The organism is Anabaenopsis sp. FSS-46, assembly GCF_029891665.1.
GTDB lineage: Bacteria > Cyanobacteriota > Cyanobacteriia > Cyanobacteriales > Nostocaceae > Anabaenopsis > Anabaenopsis arnoldii.
Genome location: NZ_JANQDG010000053.1, coordinates 1 through 20513, shown reverse-complemented (window position 1 = coordinate 20513; position 20513 = coordinate 1). Strand labels below are relative to the sequence as shown.

At 42.0% G+C, this 20513-nt stretch carries 12 protein-coding genes; 7 read left to right on the top strand and 5 right to left on the bottom strand.

Annotated features, from left to right (window positions below; translation table 11 throughout):
- Positions 1 to 538 precede the first annotated feature (538 nt).
- From NWP21_RS05120 to NWP21_RS05100, 5 genes are all read left to right on the top strand, one after another.
- Entirely contained in the window at positions 539 to 1462 is a 924-nt protein-coding gene (locus NWP21_RS05120) for an energy-coupling factor ABC transporter permease (protein WP_271733875.1), read from the top strand.
- Complete coding sequence (locus tag NWP21_RS05115; protein WP_271733874.1) at positions 1455 to 2120, top strand: energy-coupling factor transporter transmembrane protein EcfT; 666 nt, start codon at positions 1455 to 1457, stop codon at positions 2118 to 2120. The genes NWP21_RS05120 and NWP21_RS05115 overlap by 8 nt, the downstream gene beginning before the upstream one ends.
- Positions 2117 to 2881: an ABC transporter ATP-binding protein gene (locus NWP21_RS05110; RefSeq protein WP_280791863.1), complete on the top strand. Its 765-nt coding sequence runs from the start codon at positions 2117 to 2119 to the stop codon at positions 2879 to 2881. Before NWP21_RS05115 ends, NWP21_RS05110 begins: the two co-directional genes overlap by 4 nt.
- Positions 2882 to 3037: 156 nt before the next feature.
- Positions 3038 to 3490 (top strand): hypothetical protein, encoded by a 453-nt coding sequence (locus tag NWP21_RS05105; RefSeq protein WP_280791862.1) that lies wholly within the window; start codon positions 3038 to 3040, stop codon positions 3488 to 3490.
- A gap of 214 nt (positions 3491 to 3704) precedes the next feature.
- Positions 3705 to 4868, top strand: coding sequence for a hypothetical protein (locus tag NWP21_RS05100; protein ID WP_280791861.1), 1164 nt, complete (start codon positions 3705 to 3707; stop codon positions 4866 to 4868).
- A 138-nt stretch (positions 4869 to 5006) separates the two neighbouring features.
- Here the strand turns inward: NWP21_RS05100 and NWP21_RS05095 are convergent, their stop codons facing one another.
- From NWP21_RS05095 to NWP21_RS05080, 4 genes are all read right to left on the bottom strand, one after another.
- Entirely contained in the window at positions 5007 to 8957 is a 3951-nt protein-coding gene (locus tag NWP21_RS05095; RefSeq protein WP_280791860.1) for an N-6 DNA methylase, read from the bottom strand.
- Between the two features lie 73 nt (positions 8958 to 9030).
- Positions 9031 to 11679 (bottom strand): putative PEP-binding protein, encoded by a 2649-nt coding sequence (locus NWP21_RS05090; RefSeq protein WP_280791859.1) that lies wholly within the window; start codon positions 11677 to 11679, stop codon positions 9031 to 9033.
- Positions 11680 to 11704: 25 nt separating this feature from the next.
- On the bottom strand, positions 11705 to 12877 hold the full coding sequence (gene recF, locus NWP21_RS05085; RefSeq protein ID WP_280791858.1) for a DNA replication/repair protein RecF: 1173 nt from the start codon (positions 12875 to 12877) through the stop codon (positions 11705 to 11707).
- Between the two features lie 87 nt (positions 12878 to 12964).
- Positions 12965 to 15838, bottom strand: coding sequence for a cation-translocating P-type ATPase (locus NWP21_RS05080; protein WP_280791857.1), 2874 nt, complete (start codon positions 15836 to 15838; stop codon positions 12965 to 12967).
- A gap of 544 nt (positions 15839 to 16382) precedes the next feature.
- On the opposite strand from NWP21_RS05080, the gene NWP21_RS05075 reads away from it, so the two are divergent.
- Entirely contained in the window at positions 16383 to 18083 is a 1701-nt protein-coding gene (locus NWP21_RS05075) for a transglutaminase domain-containing protein (protein ID WP_280791856.1), read from the top strand.
- 436 nt (positions 18084 to 18519) lie between these two features.
- Complete coding sequence (locus tag NWP21_RS05070) at positions 18520 to 19959, top strand: phosphoglucomutase/phosphomannomutase family protein (protein ID WP_280791855.1); 1440 nt, start codon at positions 18520 to 18522, stop codon at positions 19957 to 19959.
- Positions 19960 to 20071: 112 nt separating this feature from the next.
- Here NWP21_RS05070 and NWP21_RS05065 read toward each other — a convergent pair whose 3' ends face one another.
- Positions 20072 to 20230, bottom strand: a complete 159-nt coding sequence (locus tag NWP21_RS05065; protein WP_280791854.1) for a hypothetical protein — start codon at positions 20228 to 20230, stop codon at positions 20072 to 20074.
- Positions 20231 to 20513 lie beyond the last annotated feature (283 nt).

Genomic DNA, 20513 nt, shown 5'->3' with positions numbered 1-20513 from the left:
ATTTCTCTTAAGATTTACAAGAAAGACTACCGCTATCATTGCTTGGTTTTCGCGTTGGCAATAGTCTTAATTCAATACTTGATATCGTAGGATTATATATCAAGTGGGCGATTTTCTTAACTCACTTATGTCAATGCTTGTAAACACAAGTATAGTTTTGTCCATAAAATAGTCAGCTTATGACTAGCTCACTAGCAAACTGACAAAAGCCCAGCACCCAAGAAACAAACCTGGCGCAACTCAGATCACCAAGGTCAGGATTAACCAAATTAATTGCAGATATCATACTCAAACATATCACTCCCCAAAGCTACACAGCCAGTTTCAACAGGGTAAGAAATAAAATTTAACATTCCGATAAATAAGTATATTTTTGAACTAAAAAATTATGATCACAATTACCTGAATAACAGGTTAAAATCCCCCAAGAGGGCATTGTAAAAGCCAGAGAAATTATGTTTTCTGTTAATGTGATCCTGTAATTACATTATTTGGCTGTGTAATTATACACATTTAATACATTCATACAGAGTAGATAATGCATATTCCTGATGGATTTATTTCAATTCCCGTAGCTGGGGCTACAAGTTTAGTAAGTGCAGTAGCATTGGTGATCGCCTGTAAGCGATCGCAAGAAGAGCTAGGGATGCGTAGCGCCCCTATACTCGGCTTAACCACAGCTTTTATTTTCGCCGCCCAGATGGTCAATTTTCCCGTAGCTGGGGGTACAAGTGGTCACTTATTGGGGGGAACCCTAGCAGCCATAGTTTTAGGTAGTCCCTGGGCTGCAATGTTATCCATGTCCACAGTTTTCATCATTCAAGCTGTACTATTTGCCGATGGTGGCATCACCGCACTGGGAGCTAATATTTTCAATGCGGCAATCATTAGTGTTTGGGTCGGCTGGGTATTAACCCAAACTATACAAAGACTCCTGGGAGGCTCCAAGGGACGCTTACCCCTAGCAGCTGGTATTGCGGCGGCTATCAGTATCATAGTAGTAGCCATAGTTTGCGCCCTACAGTTAGCTGTTTCCGGAACAGCACCCATTAACATAGTCTTACCAGCGATGACAGGTGTACATATTCTGATTGGGATTGGTGAAGGTCTGATTACAGGCGGTGTCTTGGTTTACCTAGCTAAAGCCAGACCAGACTTACTACCAGGAGAGCAGCAACAGTTTCAAGCTTGGTTAGTCCCTGTGGTTACTATTTTCTTGATTGCTGGAGTCTTATCTTTGGTAGCTTCAGGCTGGCCTGATGGTTTGGAAAAAGTGGCTGAGGATTTAGACTTTATCGGTTTAGCCGACGAAGTGCGAGTACAAGTATCAACGCCTTTTGCTGACTACGAACATGAATCTTTAGGATTGATTGGTACTAGTATTGCCGGACTTCTGGGGGCTATAGTCAGCTTTGGTGCGGCTTTTGGCATTGCTAAAGTGGTAAAACCCAAAAATGCTTAAACTTGCTTTGCCTTTGCGTTTGCATTTGTCCTTAGTAATTGTTGTGGGGACAGCCTTACTACAGTACAATGCTTGGCTGTGCTTGGGAATATATGGGGCGATCGCTCTTGTTTGGGTGGTATTTTTGCGCGTACCCATTCCCCAACTAGCAGGAATACTCGGTATTGAATTAATTTTCCTCTCATTCATGGCCTTACCCATGGGGTGGGAAAGAGCCAGTTTTTTATTGCTACGTTCCCTTATTTGTCTGGTTACCATGAATAGTTTTTTATTAACCTTACCCCCCCATAGTTTTGCCATTGCCCTCAAAAGCCTACCCGTACCTGCACCAATTAAGGCTAATTTATTATTAACTGGGCAGTACCTGGAAATTGTACTGGATGAAGTCACACGGATGCAGCGTAGCGCTCAACTGCGGGGTTTAAATGGTAAGCCAGCATGGTTACGCTATACTAATGCTGCGATGATTGGAGCCTTATATCTTAGGAGTTTAGACAGAGCAGAGCGAGTTTATGCTGCCATGGTCATTCGTGGTTACAATGGACAGTTACCTGTAGAGGCGATATTCAAACCAAAACAGCGTTTTTTGGTGTTGTTCGCTTTTACCCTAGCATCTGGCTTGACCATAAGTTCTTACAATTTAGTGCGGGTATTTTGAAATCTTTGACATTTGATTCCCAACTTTCCACACATCACCCCCGCCCCACTGTCATTGAGGTGGAGAATCTGGTATATGCATACGGTAACCAGAAGCCAGTCTTAGAAAATGTTTCTTTTTCTTTGAATGCAGGCGATCGCGTAGGGTTAATGGGTGCTACTGGTTCGGGTAAAAGCACATTATTAGAAAACCTGATCGGCTTAAAACAACCCCATGGGGGGAAAATCTTAATTAATGGTATTCCCTTAGAACAAAAAACCCTTCCCCAGCTAAGGCGTAATATCGGTTTTGGCTTTCAAGATGCCAATGACCAACTATTTATGCCCACTATCTTAGAGGATATTACCTTTGGACCGCGTAATTACGGTATTCCCCCGTCTCTAGCTATTGACCGAGCCAGGGAATTATTAGCAAATTTTGGTTTAGAAGCCTACGCTCACCGTTCCTGTCACGAACTTTCGGGAGGACAAAGACGACTGGCTGCAATAGCTGCGATTTTAGCCCTAGAGCCACAAATTCTGATTTTAGATGAACCAACTAACGGACTTGATCCCGCATGGCGACGGCACTTAGCACAAGTATTGTTAAACTTGCCTGTGCAGGTGATGTTAATTGCCTCCCATGAGTTACATTGGTTGGGGAAAGTGACTCAACGTGCTTTAGTCTTGTCTGGTGGAGGTATTCAATTAGATACTGAGATTCAAGGGTTGTTAGAAGACGGAGAGACTTTAAACCAGTTGGGTTTACCAGTTGATTGGTGACACGCTAGGCATCCGCCACGCTGCGCTATAGCGTGGCGGGGTTCCATACCTATTAATAAGTGAGGTTTTACTATTCATATAGTACCTATTTACTTGTAATCTGCTGTATGATTGACAAATGACGGTGGGGTATTTTCTGTGTGGCGTAAGTTGATTGTGATTGCAACCGTTAGTCTGAGTTTTACTCCACTGCTGAGTAGTTGTGAGGATCAATTTACCCAATGTCAGCGACTAATTCAGGTGGTGAATGTTGGGAACTCTTTAATTGAGCCAAATAAAGGAGAGCAGGTAGTAACCAGCTTGCAACTCTCAAGGGATTTGCAAGTGATTACTAAGTCTTTAAAACGACTAAATTTATCAGACCCGAATCTGAAGGAGTTTCAAAGCAGCTTTGCCCAGATATTTGATAATCTTAGTCAAGCGATCGCCAAAGCATCTCAGGCTCTTGGTACAACTAAAAATGCCGCAGCATCGCCAGCAAGTAGGGAACAAATCCAAAAAGCGAGAACAGAAATTGATAAATCTTTGACATTAGCCGCTGAAACTGCAGGGAAAAAATCAGATGCTTTAGCAGCAGAATTAAATAAGTACTGCCAACTGTTTAAGTAAATATACATATCGTAATGTCTCCTTTGCATCGCTACGTCGCGGCTGTAATTTTATCGTCTCCTAGGAAAAATTAGTAATCTTTCAAACTAACCGTTTATCTATCTCAAAAAAAGTCTGTATCATACTTAAGTCAAAAGCAAGATGAAAATTAATCAAACCTGTTGTGACATGAAATCAGCTTGATTAGTTTCTTTTGACTAGGAGTTCAACAACAGTGCCAATATTATCCCATGATGAACTCAAAATTTTAGTCGATAATCCCCAAAGTCCCTGTGTTTCTTTGTATATGCCTATGCAAAAAGCAAGCCCAGAAATTCGACAGAATCCCATTCGGTTTAAAAATTTAATCCGTGAAGCTGAGGAACGTTTATGTGCCATCGGTATTCGTCATACTCAAGCCATTGATTTCCTCCAACCAGCAAGGGAACTTGATACAACGGATTTTTGGGAAAACCAAGACAAGGGACTAGCAATTTTTATCTCTCCCCAGATGTTCCGCTATTATCGTCTACCAATGGAGTTTCAAGAATTGGTAGTTGTTGGCGAGCGTTTCCATCTTAAGCCATTACTGCATTTAATCAACAATGATGGTAAGTTTTATCTTCTAGCTCTGAGTCAAAAAGATATCAGACTATTTGAGGGAACTGGCTACAGTCTTGAGGAGGTGGAAGTACCAAATATGCCAGAGAGTATAGATGTAGCTCTCCTAGAGGAGAATATTCAAAGAGGGGTACAACATCGTATTGGTACACCCACCAGGGGAACCGCCAGTTCATTTCTACAACCTGGCGATGTTCATGGACAGGGAAGTCCTGACCGAGATCAACATCAACAAAGTATCTTGCAATTTTGTCACATTGTAGATCGGGCAGTACACGAGACAATCCGGGGGGACAATTCTCCGTTATTATTGATGGGGGTTGAATATTTGTTTCCCATTTATCAACAGGCAAATACTTATCCTTACTTCCTCGCAGAAAGTATTACTGGTAACCCAGAACTTATGAAACCGGAAGAATTGCATCAACAGGCTTGGCCTATTGTTGAACCTTTGTTTCGGCAAAATCAGGAGTCAGTTGTGGCACTTTATCAACAACTAGCTGGTACTGGTACAACTTCTAGTGATATTAAAGAAGTTATCTGTGCGACTTATTGCCAAAGGGTTGATTCTATATTAGTGCCGATGGATATGCAAATTTGGGGCAAATTTAATCCAGATACCATGAATGTAGATTTACACTCAGAACCAGAGCCAGATGATCAAGATATGTTAGATTTGGCAGCTATTCAGACATTGACAAATGGTGGTAAAGTATACACTATGGACTCAGAAAAAATGCCTAATAGTACAGCAGTAGCAGCTATTTTCCGTTATTGATATTTTTGTGGTGTTTTTTGACTTTCTTAAATAAAATCAAAAAACACCCATGTTTGGTAATTTTTTTTGACTTGATTCTCAAATTTTAAATTTCCTATTTCAGTTGAGGTATACCAGTGAAAGTGGTGGTGCTTGAGACTACAATACAACCTTCAAGGCTTGCTCAATAATATCAATATACTCCTCTACTCCATAAAGGCGATAGGCAATTGTATCAATTTGATTTCTGATTTCAAGTTGTCTTAATAAAACTGTTTCCAATTCTGATATACCAAGTTCTTGCCTAACTCTTTGCTCAATAACTTCTAAAGCCCGAAGATTACTAAAACTATCGATATCATAACGATTAACTTTCAAAACATCAAAGGCTGCATTGACCAAATTTCCGGCTTCACGAGACAACTTTCGTTTATTACGAAAAGATGAATCAAACTCAGTGAGATAAATCAGCCTTGCTAAAAGATATCGGCGCAAGTGTGGTGTGCGAATACTCACACGAGCTATTTCTATCCATTCACGATTTCCCTCTTGCCAATCTTCATCATCGCTCACTTCGCCCCAAATAACATATCCATCGACACTCGCCTGTATTTGCAATTTTAATAGATGTCCTTCTCGATGAGGATGAGAACTTTCCCACTCAATGTCAGTAGCATAATCTCCAGTCAATCTGTGATATTCATTTAACGATACTTCTTGATAAGTAACTCCTGAAGCTTTAGATTGGTAGGTGGTAACAATTTGGTAACGATTTTGCCAAATCTGATGAGCTTCACGACTTAACTGTACTAAAGTTTGGTAATCACTATTACTTTCAGGTTCCTTCAACTGGGGAATTGGCAAATCACCAACTTGATTTTCAAAGTATTCAAACATCCTTGTACTGGTGAGTTTTCCTAAACCACCTAATGCTGTGTAACGGAACTCAAGAACTTTAGAATTAAGTAAAGCTGTCAGAAAATATAGTCTAGTAATTATTGGATTATCTGAATCGTAATTATATATATCTCTTAAAAATATAGCAGTAGTATCTGTTAAACCTGCCAACTGACCTTCTAAATCAATGCTAAACCTATTATTACTCGCACGATATGGACATAAAATTTTAGGGCGGAAATGAAAATGTTGGTCTTTACGCCTTGATCTTTGTAAAGCATACCACTGACAACTTCCTTCTTTATATGCTGCTCTTTTTTCCAACTTACCTCTATTTTCGAGCAAATACTTTTGAATTGGTTCTGGTAAATCTTCAAAGCTGTTACTGTTTTCAACATATAACAAATAAGAATTATCGGGAACAAATCCATAAGCAAAAATTCCAGAATTTTTCACAATTGGGGTGAGTATATCTAGTATATCTTCAGAAAATTCAAAACTAAAACCATTATTAGGTGCAAAAACACTGTTTTCTCCTGTTTGAATACCCTGTTCAACTAAGTCACATTCAGGTAAATCTCTGAGTTTCACTCCTTGAGAATCAATTATGGCGAAAATTTCATTATATGGCGATATACTCCAACGAGATGAATTTAAGGTTTGTTGTAGAAGTTCTACTGTGTTAACAGAATTTTCAGGAAACTTGTTCAGAGGATTATCTGAACCTAATACAGATTTGACATCGGCAAAATTGATCACATTTTCGACATAAAATTTTAGTTCATTGCTTGATATATCCTTATTAATTAAAGAAATTATACAAGTAGCAATTCCAGCCCTAAATACTTTATGACCTAAAAAGTCGATTATACTTTCAATTTGGGTTTTGCGGCTGATAAAATCTCTCAATTTGGAGGATTTATCACCTTGGATGAAAGAACGTGAAACAATGTAACTCAGCCGTCCTTGATCACGTAACAATTCAAATCCCCATTTAATAAAATAGAACAATATATCTGTTTTATCAGTATAAATATCAGGATATGCGTACCTGAGCCATTTTAATTCTAGGGCATTTTTGCCAAAGATGGCATCAACGTTAAAATAGGGAGGATTGCCAATTGCAGCAAAAAACCCTTGTTCTGCTGCTGGTAATTGTGGATCAAATATATGAGGAAATTCAACATACCAGTTAAATGGGCGTTTAATAACAACTTCTTCTAAGGCACTTTCTAATGTCATTAGTTCAGATTTAACTCTGGCTAATTCGGCAGTTGTCCAATCTTCTAAATTTTTTTCAGTCCATTCATCTAAGTTTTCAGGATTGATAGCGTCTGTTAAAAAAGAGCGAATTAGTCCTAATTCTTTGATATTAGCTTCTCTATGTTTGATCAAATGCACTACTGATTGTATACTTTCATCACTAGCGAAAAAGGCAGTTAAAACAGGATTAATCTGCTGATTGATTGATGTAATGCTAGTTTCAAAGTTAGTAACTGCTTGATTTCTTTGTATTTCAGTTTGATTAGTATCTCTAGCATTTCTGGCTAAATCTGCGGCTCTTCCTAGTGAATCCTGAAATGGTGCTAAATTTGCGGGAGAATGTATTAAACTATCTCCAACTCTAATATTTAAAGTTAGTGCAGGAAGATGAGAATATATAGATCCACCGCGTCTACCATATTCATCAGGACGCGATCGCAATAATTTTGTCCAGAGTGACAGTTTTGCTAATAACACAGCTTGGGGGTCTCTATCTACCCCATGGAGCATTCTGACGATGATCTGTTCTTCAGGATTAATAATTGGTTGTACTGATACATGACTAAATAAATCAAAGTTGTCAGGTATCTTAGCTGTTGCACAAGCTTGATTATAACGTTTAATTTCACCCAGTATATAATCGAATGCACCTAAAAGAAATGAACCTGAACCACAAGCAGGGTCAATTATTGTCATGTCTAAGACTGAACTTGCAAATGCATAAGCTTGATGAAAGTCTCCTACTTCCAAAAAACCAATGGCCGCATCAATTTTAGGCTTAATTGAAGCTTGTAGAGTTTGATATACAATACGATTAACAATATAGTCAGGAGTATAGAAAATTCCTTCGCGCTTGCGGGTTTGTTGATTTTCTAAAATTTTGACAACATCGCCCACCAGAGTTAATTGATGGGCTAGAAACTGTTCATAAGCAGTACCTAAAATATCCTGTGTTAGAGTGGTAAAATCATAGTTGTAAATTGAGCGATAGGTTGTTAAATTTCCTGTAATTGTATCAAGTATACCCGCTGGTGGCACTGCATTTATGACAATAATTGATTGAATGTATTGAACATCAATCATGAGTTTATCAATCCAAGAAGGCTGAAATAGTTCAGTATTATAGCCTATCCAGGTATTATGAAAAGCTCGTCTGAGGTCTTCAATGAATGGTAAATCTGGGAAAGTTTGCTGCCAGTGATAATAAACTCTACCGAGATAGTTGAAGGGCATTTCTCGGCTGAATGTCTCTAAAAGTCGAATTAACAAAAAACGATTTAAAATAACTTGAGAAGCTTCGCGGACTTTTTCTAAACTTAAATTAGGTTGTGATTTTTTGATACCATTGGCAAGAATAACACGCCAAATTTTTAAATCAGCCAGAAATTTTGTGCCTAATCCTTCTCTGGTTTTTTCGCTGTAAAATGCTTCTAGACGATCACTGCGTGAATTATCACGGCTGAGGCAAGTATATAGTCTGCTGACAAGCTCAGTATCATCTCGCATTTCCTCCATTGTAAATGACCAAAAAGGTTTTTTATCCTGTAACCTTAAAATGTGCCATTCCCGAAAATTTGAGAGGATAATCCACAGAACAGGTTCTTGTGTGCCAACATCTAGACTGTAATTTCTCAGATAATCTAAAACTTGCTGTTCATTTGTATTCCATATATTCTTATCCCATAAACTTTTGGCTTCAAACATTAGTTTGGGATGCTGGTTTACTTCAGGACGAAGCAAATAATCAACCCAGGTCGTAGTTCCAATTAAACTGCGAATTGAACCTTCAGGGGTGCGATATTCCCTTGTATAACCCAGTGCATCTAGAAAAGGTGCAATCAGATTATCTTTTGTATTCTCCTCCGCTTTACCAGCACGGCGAGAAAGCAGCATATTTGCTGCTGTGGTGACTAATTTTGCAATTTGATCGCGGAATTCTGGGAGGGACATTTGTACACGATAAAACTAACCACATAATCTATGATAGTTTTTTATGGACTTAATTAGAAACTTGAACAGGTTACTAATCTTGAAGTTGGTTTCTCGCTGCGGCTAAAATGAGGCGTTGTTCAGCACGTGCGATCGCTCTATATGTCCTGTCTACTGCTTCTGGTTCTACAGAAATAGAAGTAATACCCCATTGTATTAACTGGTCGATAATTTCTGGATAAATCGCGGGTGCTTGACCGCAGATGGAACAGGGTATCCCCGCAGATTGTGCCATTTGGATCAATTGAGCGATCGCGCCCATGACCGCCGGATGAAGTTCATTTAATACTCTATTCATATCTCCTTGTTCTCGATCTACTCCTAAGAGTAATTGAGTGAGGTCATTTGTACCAATGGAAATACCAGCTACACCTGCTTTAACGTATTCTGGCAGCAAAAACAGCACACTGGGAACTTCTGCCATTATCCACAGTTGAAACTGGGGTACTTGGGTTAAACCTGCTTTTTCAACCTTCTCCCGACAAAAAGAAAACTCCGCTACACTGCGAACAAAAGGCAACAATAGATTAATATTAGTGTATCCAGCTTTTTGCACAGTTGCCAAAGCTGTGAGTTCCAACTCAAACACTGCGGGATGGCATAAATAACCAAATGTACCGCGATGTCCAGTGGTATTGGGGGGAGCGCCTATGGCTAACGCTACGCTGTCGCTATTGCTGGGGGACTCCAGATGAGGTGGGTTACCTGTAGTATATGGCCAGTCCAAAGAACGATAAAAAACTGGTCGCGGCGCAAAAGCAGCAGCAAAGCGGATAATCTGCTCTGTCCATTTTTCCAGTAATTCTGCTTCACGACCACTAACCAGCCAACTCTGAGGATGTTCACCTTCTAGGATATTGAGTAACATTAATTCTGAACGTAACAATCCCACCCCATCCACCGGTAAACTTTGAGCAGACTGAATTAATATCGGCTGACTCAGGTTAAGTAACAACTGGGTAGAAATCATTGGACAATCAGGAACACTAGGAGGAAGGGGAGAACCCGGACTTTTCTGTATATGCTCAAGAGTCTGGAGTTTATGAAACAACTCCGGGATCTGAAACTGGGGAGATGGCGGGATGGTGGCGGGATTTAGTTCTTGACTCTCTTGTGCTGGTGTTTTATCGCCTCTGATACCTTGCGTGGCGTAGCCATGGGGATAAATTTCGCCCTGATCACCATCCACAAGCAGCCCCTCACCGTGTTTAATCAAAACTGTGGCATCCACCGCATTAACCACGGCGGGGATACGCAGTTCTCGCGCCAGAATTGCCCCATGACTAGTTAATCCCCCTTTCTCAGTGATCAGACCGGAAATATTTTGTAATAAAGGCAACCAATCAGGCGTAATCGTTGGTACTACTAAAATTACTCCTTTATCTATGTGTCTTGGTTTATTGTCAGCATCAGTAATTACAACAGCAGTTGCTTTCACACGTCCCCCTGATGCTGGGATACCTGTAATCATAGCCGGCGTGGGTTGGTTGGCTTTCAAAGAGGTAAGGATTCTTTGGGATAGCGATTGCGTGGCAGTGGGTTTTATGAGCTTGCGTGGCGTAGCCATTCCTATCTGATAGCGATCGCGTGGGGTTAGCCATGGAACTGTAGGAACTGTAGACTTAGTAGGGTAACTAACTTGAGTCAAGTAGAGATTAGGCTTTGCTGTGTCTGCTGAGATAGTCCATTTAATGCTAAAGTTGTTTCCTATTTCACTCACAAGTTGATGTCCCAGAGTCATCACTTGTTGCAGATGTTCTTCTGATAAAGCGAATTGCTTTTGTTCCTGCTGACTAAGTATATAAGTCACTATATGACTATGATCTGCCGTGAGGACTAACTGGGATGAATCCAGAGTACTAGTATCATCAAAACCACTTGGCTGATAGCTAGCGTGGCGTAGCCATAGCTCATGGGGGAAGCCATAAGCCACTATTTTATGGCCTAGATGTCTCTCTAGTACCAGCCCTGTTTCCAGTTGGACATAGTAGACATCCGGTAGTACATCGCCTTGACAAATTGCTATTCCTAATCCCTTAGTCGCTTCTATTGTCCACTCTGATACCTTCAGTGGCGTGGTGGTAGAATGGGCATACAGAAGACCACTAGCAATAGCATTTTCTACTGGTTGCACCAACACCGCTAAGTTAATTTTTTGCAGGTTAACCCCCATTCGCCGCCAATACAGTAGACTCCTAGCCCGAAATAACTGGCTCCAGGTACGTTTCAATGCCGAAGCTATCTTTTCCTCATCACACCCGCAAAAAACTGCATCCAACAACCCAGAGGGATTTCCCATCTCTGGCATCATACCCGATAGAGCCACGCTGGGACGCAAAATCACATAACTGGTATCCCATTCTCTGGACTGCTGGTAAATTTGGTTTACCCACTGTGGTGGTACGGTTCCGGTGAGAATTTCCCGACGCAAGCGACCAGCTAACACCTGAAGTTGTCGCCAATTAGCTACATCTAGGTGCAAAGAGGAATAAGGTAAATCTGCTACTAAAGCCGACTTACTATTGAGAGTTGCCAGAAATTCTCGCAAAACTTCTGCTGAAACTACAAAACCAGGTATCACCGGGTAACCACGCTGCATAATCTTGCTCAGGTAGAATGCTTTGTCTCCTACCTGACGGCGGTCTTGCAGTTGAATTTGATCCAGCCAGTAGAGTTTATCCACTCAATTTATTATTACTCATTGGTCGTTAGTCATTGCTGCTATATCGTTCTTCAATCGCTCCCGACTTCACAAGCAGAATTTGGGAGGAATTCAACCACTGAGCATCGAAAGAACTGAGGTGAGTGGTAGTAATTAGAGTTTGAAACCGGTCTTGAATGGCATTGAGTAATTGATCTTGGCGAAATGGGTCTAATTCAGCCAGAACATCATCCAGTAATAGCAGGGGCGGTGCTTGGACTACTTCTGAAATCAATTGTAATTCTGCTAATTTGAGAGCTAGTACTAAAGTTCGTTGTTGCCCTTGGGAACCGTACAGACGGGCTGGTGTTTGATTAATCATTAATTCTACTTCGTCGCGATGAGGTCCGACAAGGGTGGTACCTCGGTACAGTTCCGCAGCAGTTCGTTGTTGAATTTTGGTTAAAAAGGCTGGACTGATATCTTCTGGATGGGTGGAGTCAAAGGGTACACTAGGCACATAATTAATTTGCAGAATTTCTGTACTACTACTAATACTAGCGTGCCAAGCAGCAGCAATGGGAGCTAGTCTTTGAATAGCACGATGGCGTCTTCTAATTACCTTGGTTCCAGTGGTAACTAACTGAGCATCCCATATAGCTAATGTAGAGATGGGATTAATCCCATCTCTACTAGGCGCTGCTGAGTTGATAGAGAGGTTCCGCCGGGACGTCTCTACTGTTTTTAGAAAAGCGTTGCGTTGGCGTAATACTTGGTTGTATTGCTGCAAAATGTCAGCATAGACCGGTTCGAGTTGAATTAACAGTGTATCTAGCCAGTTTCGACGACCATCAGGAGCACCCCGTACCAAGTCTAAATCCAAGCTAGAAAACTGCACAGCATTAAGTACACCCAAAAAATCCATTTGTCGGCGTACAGACTCACCATTAATCGCAACGCTGCGGCGACCATTCCTGCGCAGAGTCAACGCCAAATCACTGGTACTATTTTCTCCCTCTAGGGTGGCATTAATTTGAGCTATTTCCTTTCCTGCTTGAATGAAATCCGTCACCCGCCCCATGCGATGCGATCGCAATGTCGCCAGTAATTCCACCGCTTCTAACAAGTTAGATTTTCCCTGAGCATTATTACCGACCAAAATGGTTTTAGCAGCGGTGAACTCAACTTTCTGGTCTTGGTAATTACGAAATTGTCTCAGGTGTAGGTTTTTGAGGTACATAAATCATGGTCATTAGTCATTGGTGATTGGTGATTGGTCATTCACGCGCTTGGCTAGGAGCCCGGATAAAAGACCCCATGAATTTGGTCACCGGTCAAAACTGCTTCTACCTTTCAGGCGCAAGAAAAGCTTTTCGAGTTCAATCCAGACAAACATCAAAGCACTGAAACCGAAACAAATAGCCAACTCTGTGGGAGGTAGCCAATGAGTACCAAAGAAAGCGCGCAGGGGTGGGAAGTAAATGAGTATGATCTGTAATATGGTTGTCAAAACTACAGCCCCCAGGACAAACATATTAGAGAAGGGGTTCATCTCTATGGTTAATTTGTTATGAGAACGAATGGCGATCGCATGACCCATCTGTGCTATACACAAGGAAGTAAATACCATTGTCTGCCATCGTTCTGGGTCAAGCCCCTGAACCTGTGTTTGGCAGTGATTGTATGCCCATAGCATCAAAATAATGGTAATCACAGCAAAAATAATTCCCGTCCGAATGATATAAGAACCTAACCCCCTAGCAAAAATACTTTCCCGGGGACTAAAAGGCGGACGTTTCATCACATCTGCTTCTGCGGGTTCTACAGCTAAGGCTAATGCTGGTAAACCGTCTGTAACCAAATTCATCCAGAGAATTTGTAATGGTGTCAGGGGAACGCCGCCTAGCCCTAGCAGTGGGGCTGAGGCAATGGTGAGAACTTCCCCCACGTTACTACCAAGAATATACTTAATAAAACGGCGGATATTTGTGTAAACTACTCTTCCTTCCTTGGTGGCTGCAACAATGGTGGTAAAGTTGTCATCTAGTAGTACCATGTCACTGGCTTCTTTGCTGACGTCAGTACCAGTAATGCCCATGGCTATGCCAATATCAGCTTGTTTGAGGGCGGGGGCATCGTTGACACCATCGCCCGTCATGGCGACAAATTTACCCCGACGTTGAAGAGCTTGCACTATTCGCAGTTTGTGTTCTGGGGCTACTCTGGCGTAGATGTTTACTATGTCAACTTGTTGCTCTAACTCCTGGTCGGTCATGTGTTGCAATTGTTGACCTGTCAGCACTGTATCACCTATTTGAGCTATTCCCAAATCAATGGCGATCGCCCGTGCTGTGAGTTGGTGGTCTCCTGTAATCATCATGGGACGAATTCCAGCATGGCGACACTCTTGCACTGCTGCTCTAACTTCTGGACGTGGGGCATCTAGCATCCCGACTAAGCCTAACCAAACCAAGTTTACCTCACATTTTTCCCCTTCCCCTTCTGGGATTTGTAGCAGGGGTTTGTAAGCGAAACCTAGGACTCGTAAACCTTGGCTTGCCATCCGGTCATTTTCTGCCAATATTTCAGCGCGTTGATTATCTGTCAATGGCAGACAATTGTTACCCAAAATAATCTCAGTACACCGTGCTAAGGTTAACTCCGGTGAACCTTTGGTAAACATTAAGTAAGGTTGAGACGCTATTAAGTTGGTCATTACCCCGTCAATAGTAGAGACGTTCTGCCGGGACGTTTCTACAGGGGGGGATGTCTCTACTTCAACCTGACAAATTACACTCATGCGCTTGCGTTCTGAGTCAAAAGGAAACTCACTGACGCGGGGTAAGCTGTAACACTGGTCTTTCTCAATACCAGCTTTTCCGGCTACTGTTACTAATGCTCCTTCGGTGGGGTCTCCTAAAATTGCCCATTCACCTTTTTCTTTTTGCAGCACAGCATCATTACAAATAGCACAAGCGACCATGAGAGCGGAAATTTCGGGATAATCTTCGACAAGAATAGTTTGATTATCTAACTGAAATTCCCCTATGGGTGTATAGCCTTCTCCTGTGACCCGAAATATATTTTCATTGGCATAAATTGACTGGACTACCATTTTATTTTGGGTCAATGTGCCAGTTTTATCGGAACATATTGTAGTTACAGAACCCAATGTTTCTACGGCTGGTAGCTTGCGAATCAAGGCATGATGGCGTACCATACGCTGTGTTCCCAGGGCTAAGGTGACGGTGATCACGGCGGGTAAACCTTCTGGAACTACGGCGACTGCCATACTCAAGGAAATTTCTAAGAGTTCTCGAATGTTTGCCAATCCTCTGGCTTGAATAATACCGCCTACTACTACTATGCCGACGAGAACGAGGGAACCTGTAACTAGGACGTTACCTAGCTGGGTCATGCGCTGCTGTAGAGGTGTCGGTTCATTATCGACGGACTGCAACATGGCGGCAATTTTACCCAGTTCGGTTTCCATACCTGTGTTAGTTACCAGGACTTTGCCGCGTCCTTGGACGACTTCAGTTCCTTGAAAGACTAAGTTGATGCGATCGCCTAATGATGTTTCTTCCGGTAATATTAAATTAGCTTGCTTACTCACCGCCTCTGCTTCACCTGTAAGCGCTGATTCCCGCACTTGTAAATTAGACTGTTCGATTAAGCGTCCATCAGCGGCTATCTGCATTCCGGCTTCTAACAGCATCACATCCCCTGGGACTAGTTGCTTGCCGGGTATTTCTATGTATTTGCCACTACGGATAACTCGCACGTTCGGAGAACTGAGTTTTTTCAAGGCGGCTAGGGCTTTTTCTGCGCGGGTTTCTTGGACATAGCCAAGTATGCCATTGAGAACTACAATTGCCATAATCGCGATGGGATCTTTGAATGGCACTTCACCGGGAGCAATTTCTCCGACTTGCCAAGCCATGAAGTCCAAAAATGCGGAAATTACGGCTACTGCAATCAGCATCAATAACATAATATTTTTGAACTGATCTAGCAGTATCTCCCAGGAACTGCGACCATTATTTTCTTTTAGTTCGTTCTCACCGTATTTTTGCTGACGTTGTGGCACTTCCTCGGCTTTTAAGCCACTGTCTGCGTTAGTATTAAGCAGGTTGATGGCTTGATCAACTTCCCAACTATGCCAAACACCAAGACCTTGGGACTCAGATTTACCAGACATTGTGTATGTCACACCGAAATGGTTACAAAGTTAGATCATAATTTAAAGATGACCTTTCTAGCATCAACTAAAGTTCAGAAACCCCAGCCCTTTAGGTCGGGGCTTGAAAGATACCTAATCTGACCAGACTCAGTACCCAAAAGGTACTACGTTAGAGGTAAGAGTTAAAGACCTACCAGGGCATACGTAGCTAGTCACCTGCTCTAGCGCTAAACGATTAAACAGATGTACAAGGACATGGTTTGGTAATTTTGTCCTGTTCTAACCGCCCTGTCTGTTGCTATAGATGTAATTCTGTGCAGATCCCGGACTTCTAGTGTAGGTGCTCAAGACTCTGGAGTTTATGAAACAAGTCCGGGATCTGAAACTCAAACACAGGTTACTAGTTTATTTGGAATCATCAGCTATGTATTTATACAATAAATGTAATATTAATGACATATAAGTGTAGTGAATTCTCTCTAAAAGCCAGGATTTTGGTGATCAAAAATATGCCAAAATTAATTCTGGGTGTGCTAAACGGTGAATTTAATTTTGGCTTAATATGAGTTTTGCACTTCCTAGTTTGATTACCAGCCCAATGTTTGGTCACAGAACAATTCGACCTTTAACAGCAGCCACTCTTTGTGGCATTGCTTTCATCCAAGATACACTGATTGCCATTGATACTATTAAAGGGCATCTACTGGAGATTGACCCCACATCTGATAACAGCAAAATCCGCAATCCCCACCAAGTCAGGGAATTTCGCGATGTTGCAGGACTAGCAGTATGGTCAGACTCCCTGTGGGTAACGCGGGAAAACAGTGTTTATCTGTCCAAACTCTCATCTTTGGGTCTAGAGCATTTTGTCACCCTACCTTATGGTGCTGATGGCGTTGCTGTTTGGGAATCAACAGTTTACGTTAGTTGCCAAAAACTCGGATCTATTCTGATTTTTGACCGCAATACGCGCAAGGAAATTACTCGGTTTTATGCACCGGGTGTGGGGGTGGAAAATTTGGCAGTCAACTGTGATACCCTTTGGGTTTGCGATCGCACGGAGCAAACAGTCTATGCTATGGACAGAGCCACTGGAGAAGTTCAATTCAGCGTGTTAACACCATTTGAATCTCCCACGGGTATTGCCATTCATACTCATCAACAGACAGGTAAAGAAACTCTTTTTGTGGCCTATGCCTCAGAAGAACCTTATATCCGGGATAACCCTAATGCTGATCCTTGTCATGAACTCACATACCGCGATCGCACCTTTATTCACCCCTTACATTACCATCACCAGGCAGATAAACACTACGCTCTTTCCAATGGCTATCTGATTGAAATGTCCTACGCCGAGGAAATTGCTCCCTTAGAAGAGGTATATTTGCCCGATGTAGAATGGCGTATTGCCCTACCCTCAAACACTGAACGTCAAAAGTTGCAATACGTTGAACCTATTGGTATCCCTTTTACGGAGGAAATAATAGATGGCCAACGTGTAGCAGTATTTAAATTTGATGCCCTGACACCAGGGGAAAGGCATATATTCGGTTGGAAAGCATTCTTGGAAGTACGAAGTATTAAATATCGCATCACCCCCAGGGATGTAGAAGATATTCCCCATAGCGATAGCGTGGCGTTAGGCATAGGATCACCAGAAGATGAAAAAAGCTACTTAGTGGATGATGATGATTTGGCAATGGATACACCCATTGTCAGACGTGCTGCCCGTGAAGCTATTGGATCGGAAACTAATCTTCTGCGGAAAATGTATAATATCCGTAACTACGTATACGATCAGTTGTCCTACGGCATTAAACCTTATATTGACACCCCTGATTTAGTCTTAGAACGGGGTGTTGGTTCCTGTGGCGAGTATGTAGGTGTTTTACTGGCTTTGTGCCGTTTGAATGGTATCCCCTGTCGCACGGTCGGTAGATATAAATGTCCGCCCCACAGCGAACACCAAGGAGTTCCTTTACAACCGGACTTTAACCATGTTTGGTTAGAATTCTACATCCCCGGTTGTGGTTGGTTACCAATGGAATCTAATCCTGATGATTTAGGTAACAATGGCCCCTACCCGACACGCTTTTTTATGGGTTTATCCTGGTATCATATTGAAATTGGCAAAGGTATACCCTTTGAAACCTTGAGTAGTCAAGGTGTTCGGCTGACCAAAGAAGACATTCCCATAGGCGACTTGGCCATTAATCACATTCGCTTTACAATTGTTAAAGAATTACCGCCATTTAGCGATTAGCCATTCGCGATCGCGTGGCGTTAGCCATAAACGCAACCAGGGTTCGGTGGGTTTTCTCAGCCTGGGGATGTAGGTCGCTAGGGATTTTAATCGCAGTCATGATAAATCCTTCGGTTAGTTTGTAAAATACATTGGAATCCCTAAGACGCAACAGTCCGAAATTAATCTGACTTGATTTCGGAGACTAACAGCGTTTTGATTTGTGGTTTATGTTGGCGTGCTTTAATCAACCCCCTTCTCATCTGGTAGTACCAAGGTTCTTGTCCTGTTGATGGGGCAAATAAAGACTAAAGGTGATAACTGGCAAAAGGTCGATTAGAAAATGACGTTGCTCAATGATCAGTGAGAAAAAATACATTGGGGGACACTTGCGGCTAGGCACGCTTTGCGGGAAGCTTCCTATAGGATTAAAGTTATCAGGGAGAAAGTGGTAAAAATGAGCGCTAGTAGCAATTCCAGTCAAATAAAATTTGGTACTGACGGTTGGAGAGGAATCATCGCTGATGATTTTACTTTCCCAAATGTGCGGAAAGTCACCAGGGCGATCGCAAGTTACCTCGAAACAGCTTACTCAAAAGATAGACCGGTTCTAATTGCCTACGATACTAGATTTTTGGCTGACCAGTTCGCCCAAACATCTGCTGAGGTTTTGGCAGACTTGGGTTGGACGGTGAAAATTACTGATCGGGACTGCCCCACACCAGTAATTGCCTACAACGCGCGGCTTTTGAATTCGGCGGGTGCTCTGATGTTTACTGCTAGCCATAATCCAGCGCCTTACTGTGGAATTAAATATATCCCTGATTATGCAGGACCAGCCACACCAGAAATTACTGATACAATTGTGGCTAATATTGACATCGCATCTGATGCCCTGCCTGGCAGTAGTCCTGTGGGTAAAATTTCCATTTTTGACCCCAAACCCGAGTATCTCAAGTTTATCTACACTTTACTGGATATAGAACGGATTAAAAGTGCGAATTTAAAGGTGAAGTACGATGCGCTTTATTCTACTTCTCGCGGCTATTTGGATGAAGTTTTGCAACAGTGTCACTGTCAGTTAGAAAGCTTCCACACTAATCGTGATGTCCTATTTGGCGGCGGAATGCCAGAGCCCAAAGGTGAACAACTAGTCGGGTTGGTGGAGGCCGTACGTGCCGATCAAGCTGATTTGGGACTGGCTACGGATGGTGACAGCGATCGCTTTGGTATTGTCGATGAACAAGGAAATGTTCTCACCCCCAATACTGTGCTGTTATTACTAGCACGTCATTTAATCAAAAATAAAGGTAAAACTGGTGCGATCGTCAGGACTGTAGCCACGACTCACCTCCTAGACAATTTTGCCGCTAAATATGGGCTGCCAATTTATGAAACAGCTGTAGGCTTTAAATACATTGGTGAAAAAATGCGGGAAACTACCGTACTGATTGGAGGTGAAGAATCAGGTGGCTTAAGTATACTGGGGCATATTCCCGAAAAAGACGGTATTTTAGCTGATATGCTAGTTGCCGAAGCCATCGCCTATGAAGGTAAACCCCTGAGTCAGTTGGTTAAAGAAGCGATCGCAGAGGCTGATGGACCGCTTTACAATGACCGTCTTGACTTACACCTGACGGAGGCACACAAAACCGCTGTGATTGACTCCTTTACTGAAAATCCCCCTTGTGAGGTGGCGGGAATTAAAGTTAAAGAAGTTGGACGCAAAGACGGGATTAAGCTGTACTTAGAAGAAGGTAGTTGGGTGTTGTTGCGACCCTCCGGTACAGAACCTCTGGTACGTGTTTATCTGGAAACCAACTCCTCTGAGAAACTTACCAAGGTCGCTCAACAGATGGAAAGTGCCATCGCTAAATTAGAACCAGTAGCTGTTTAACACCTGACCCCCTAAAGAAACTTACCTTGGTAAGTTTCTTTAGTATTTGGGTAGGGAGTCTCCATCTAAGTAGCTGGGTTTTGACGTGTAAGATTCTTCAGTGACAATTAAACTAATTCTGATTCCACAACTGATTCACTACCTTCATTGAGCGAGCATCAATCAATAAGGAATTTCCTAAAGTATCAACACACGCTGCTAGATTGTTAGCAGTACCAAGGTAAATCGATAAAGCTTGATTAATATCTAAATCCTGTTTATTCCTCTCCATTTCATAAGATAATTCCAGGTAAAATGCCCCATTTTTAGGCAGAATTGTAAATTCTTTAACTCTTGCATAATCAAATAATCGTTAAAGCTTTTAAAGGTCGTAGTAGCAACTATTTAAGAAAAGAATTCCCAGAATTGAAAAAACTAGGACTTACGCATTGACAAAAAACATGATCTATGATGGCTAGATCATGCGATCGCTATTAAGATTAGCAAAAATATGCTCACGGACAACAGAAGTAAATAGATTCCTCTGTACTTCATACCAATTGCTAATTATATTT

Coding starts and splice junctions, on each gene's coding strand:
- NWP21_RS05120 (WP_271733875.1), top strand. CDS start 539: ATGCATATTCCTGATGGATTTATTTCAATTCCCGTAGCTGGGGCTACA.
- NWP21_RS05115 (WP_271733874.1), top strand. CDS start 1,455: ATGCTTAAACTTGCTTTGCCTTTGCGTTTGCATTTGTCCTTAGTAATT.
- NWP21_RS05095 (WP_280791860.1), bottom strand. CDS start 8,957: ATGTCCCTCCCAGAATTCCGCGATCAAATTGCAAAATTAGTCACCACA.
- recF (WP_280791858.1), bottom strand. CDS start 12,877: ATGTACCTCAAAAACCTACACCTGAGACAATTTCGTAATTACCAAGAC.
- NWP21_RS05080 (WP_280791857.1), bottom strand. CDS start 15,838: ATGTCTGGTAAATCTGAGTCCCAAGGTCTTGGTGTTTGGCATAGTTGG.
- NWP21_RS05075 (WP_280791856.1), top strand. CDS start 16,383: ATGAGTTTTGCACTTCCTAGTTTGATTACCAGCCCAATGTTTGGTCAC.
- NWP21_RS05070 (WP_280791855.1), top strand. CDS start 18,520: ATGAGCGCTAGTAGCAATTCCAGTCAAATAAAATTTGGTACTGACGGT.
- NWP21_RS05065 (WP_280791854.1), bottom strand. CDS start 20,230: ATGGAGAGGAATAAACAGGATTTAGATATTAATCAAGCTTTATCGATT.